We start from the raw sequence: 3148 nt of genomic DNA, 5'->3' as shown, positions 1-3148 counted from the left end.
CGGGCGGGCGGTCCTGGCCGATTCCTCGACCGCCGTGGCCAGCAACTCGCCGGCCAGGCCGTAGGCACGTTCCGGCACGGAGGCCGATACTTCCGGCACCGCCGCCGCGTACACCTTGGCCGGCCGGCCGGAGCCCGGCCCTGATTTGCCGCTGAGTTTCCTGAACTCGATGCTCAGCAGTCCGTGCCCGGCGAGCGCGTCCAGTTGGAGGGACACGGTGCTGCGCGGCAAATCCAGGGCGGCGGCTGCCTGGTCCCGGGTCACCGGTTCGGCGCTGTAGCGGACGAATTCGAAGAGGCGGCGGCGGACGTCGTCGCCCAGGGCCGAGACGGCGGGGAGTCCGGGTGGCGGCTGGTCGGCCATGGGGTCCTTTCCGCTGGGGGGGGGGGTGCATTGACTTATCCGGAACCGGTTTCTAAAGTCGGATGTACCCATTTTAGAACATCTGGCCCTGCCCCGACAGGCAGCTGCCGGTGCTTCCATCAGATCGGCGGCCAGGGGGCGGACCCGCCGCGTGCCCGCCGGCACATGAAGGAGCGCTGCCATGGCTGGGAAACCGATCGTCATCGCCGGGGCCGGCCTGGCCGGTGCGACAGCGGCCAGGGAGCTGCGCAGCGGCGGCTTCGGCGGCGAGATCGTGCTGGCCGGCGCCGAGGACCAGCACCCTTATCTTCGTCCGCCGCTGTCCAAGGGCTTTCTGGCGGGCCGGGAGGATGAACAGTCGGGGCTCGTGCAGCAGCCCGACTGGTATGCGGAGCACGGCGTCCAACTGTTGCGCGGCACCACGGTGGAATCCTTCGACCCCGCTGCGCGTACTGTCTCGCTCGCCGATGCGGGCACCCTGGAGTACTCGCAGCTGTTGCTGGCCACCGGGGCATCGCCGCGCAGGCTGGAACTGCCCGGCGCCGGGCTGGGCGGCGTGCACTACCTGCGCACGCTGGCGGACAGCCGGGCCCTGCACGCCGTGCTGGCTTCCGGGGACCAGCGGCTGGTCGTGATCGGCATGGGCTGGATCGGCATGGAGGTTGCGGCCACGGCGCGCCAGCTCGGCAACGAGGTCACGGTCCTGGGCCGCGGCGACATCCCGCTCGCCCCCGCCCTGGGCGACGCCATCGGCAGCATCTTCGCCGATACCCACCGCCGCGAGGGCGTCCTGCTGCGCACCCGTCGCTGGCCGGTGGAAATTTTCGGCGAGGACGGCAACGGCGGGGAGGGCAGGGTCGCCGGCATTGTCCTGGACAACGGCGAGCGCCTGCCCGCCGACCTGGTCCTGGTGGCCATCGGCGCCGTCCCGAACACCGCCTTGGCCGAAGCTGCGGGGCTGGCCGTGTCCAGCGGCATTGACACCGACCAGACCCTGCGCACCTCCGCCGAGCATGTCTACGCTGCCGGCGACGTTGCCCATGCCTACCATCCCGGTTACGGCCGCCCGCTGCGCAGCGAGCACTGGGCGAACGCCCTGGCCCAAGGGAAGACCGCCGCTGCCGCCATGCTGGGCCAGGACGCGTCCAACGACGACATCCCGTACTTCTACACCGACCAGTTCGGGATCGGCATGGAGTACTCCGGCTATTTCCCCTGGTCGGCGCGGGGCGAGCCGGTGTTCCGGGGCAACCACCAGGACCTGGACTCATTGGAGTTCATCGCGTTCTGGCTGCGCGAGGGCAAGGTGGTGGCTGGTATGAATGTAAATATCTGGGACGTCCAGGAGCCCATCCAGGACCTGATCCGTTCCGGCCGCAGCGTCGATGCCGCGGACCTGTCCAATCCCGACAAGGAGCTGACCAGCCTGTGAGCCAGCCACTGACGACGCGGTCGCCGTCCAGCGCCTTCCTGCCCGAGCTGTACCACCCGGTGCACGACTTCGGTGTCCGACGGATCGACTTCCGCCGCCAGGTGGCGCTGATGGCCATCATCAACCGCACCCCCGACTCTTTCTACGACACCGGCCGCACCTTCACCCGGCGGGCCGCCATCGACGCCGCCCTGGCGGCGGTGGCCGCGGGCGCGGACTGGGTGGACATCGGCGGCGTGCCGTTCGCCCCGGGCCCGGCATTGTCAGCGCGGGAGGAAGCCGAGCGGGTTGTCCCGGTCATCGAGACCGTGCGGGCCGGTTCGGACGCCATCATCTCCGCCGACACCTTCCTGCCCGAGGTGGCCGAAGCGAGCATCCGCGCCGGAGCCAACGTCATCAACGACACCACCGGATTGCACCACCCGGAGCTGGCGGCGGTCGTGGCGGAAGGCGGGGCGCATCTGGTCATCACGCACTCGCTCGCCGCCCCACGCACCGTCTTTCCCCGCCCCCGTTACGACGACGTGGTCGACGACGTCGCCGGGTTCCTGCGACGAAAGGTGCAGCTGGCCCTGGACCTGGGCATCCCGGCCGGGAAAATCATCGTCGACCCGGGCCACGACCTGAACAAGAACACGCTGCATTCGTTGGAAATCACCCGGCGCTTTGCCGAAATCGCGTCCCTCGGCTACCCGGCGCTGGCGGCGGTGTCCAACAAGGACTTCATCGGCGAGACGCTGGCGCAGCGCAAGCAGGAACGGCTCTCCGGCTCGCTGGCCGCAGCGGTCATGTGCATCATGAACGGGGCGCGGATCCTGCGCATGCACAACGTCGCGGAAGCCAGCTCGGCCATCCGCATGACCGAGGCCGTGATGGGCTGGCGGGAACCGTCCTGCCTGAGGCACAACATGGGCGACGTCAACGAACCGGCGGCGCCGTGACGCGCCCGATCCGGCGCCTCCTGCCGCCTGGGCCGGAGCAGGCTACCGACCAGCAGCTGCTGGCCTGGTACGGCGATCTCCCCCGCTCCGGCCCGTGGGTCCGCTTCAATTTCGTGGCCAGCCTGGACGGCGCCTCGACCTATGCCGGCCGCTCCGGAACCCTGGGCGACGAGGTGGACCAGCGGGTGTTCCTGCTGTTGCGCAGGCTGGCCGATGTCCTGGTGGTCGGTGCCGGAACGATCCGGGCCGAAGGCTACGGCGGCGAGCTGCTCTCGGCGGAGTCCCAGGCCTGGCGCCTCGCCCGCGGCATGAGTGCGCATCCGCCTGTCGCCGTGGTCTCGGCGTCGCTGGACCTGGACCCGGGCAGCGCATTCTTCACCGCCGCGCCCGTGCGGCCGATCGTGTTGACCAG

General features: G+C 70.2%; 4 protein-coding genes. 3 read left to right on the top strand and 1 reads right to left on the bottom strand.

From position 1 onward, the window contains the following. The coding region (locus AC5RUJ_RS13445; protein WP_494155997.1) for a helix-turn-helix domain-containing protein at positions 1-363 on the bottom strand (363 nt) is incomplete at its 3' end. Between the two features lie 181 nt (positions 364-544). Here AC5RUJ_RS13445 and AC5RUJ_RS13440 point away from each other — a divergent pair. The 3 genes from AC5RUJ_RS13440 to AC5RUJ_RS13430 all read left to right on the top strand — a co-directional run. Next, positions 545-1795, top strand: coding sequence for an NAD(P)/FAD-dependent oxidoreductase (locus AC5RUJ_RS13440; RefSeq protein ID WP_494128639.1), 1251 nt, complete (start codon positions 545-547; stop codon positions 1793-1795). Continuing rightward, the gene (folP, locus tag AC5RUJ_RS13435) at positions 1792-2736 is read left to right on the top strand and encodes a dihydropteroate synthase (RefSeq protein WP_494128640.1); all 945 of its coding nucleotides are present in this window, start codon (positions 1792-1794) and stop codon (positions 2734-2736) included. Before AC5RUJ_RS13440 ends, folP begins: the two co-directional genes overlap by 4 nt. Continuing rightward, positions 2733-3148 (top strand): dihydrofolate reductase family protein (locus AC5RUJ_RS13430; RefSeq protein ID WP_494155996.1); only part of this gene is annotated, 416 nt, incomplete at its 3' end. The genes folP and AC5RUJ_RS13430, both read left to right, overlap by 4 nt.

This window comes from Arthrobacter sp. Y3223164 (assembly GCF_059091005.1).
The sequence above is the reverse complement of the archived record's forward strand: the minus strand, read 5'-3'. Positions and strand labels throughout refer to the sequence as shown.

Coding starts and splice junctions, on each gene's coding strand:
- AC5RUJ_RS13440 (WP_494128639.1), top strand. CDS start 545: ATGGCTGGGAAACCGATCGTCATCGCCGGGGCCGGCCTGGCCGGTGCG.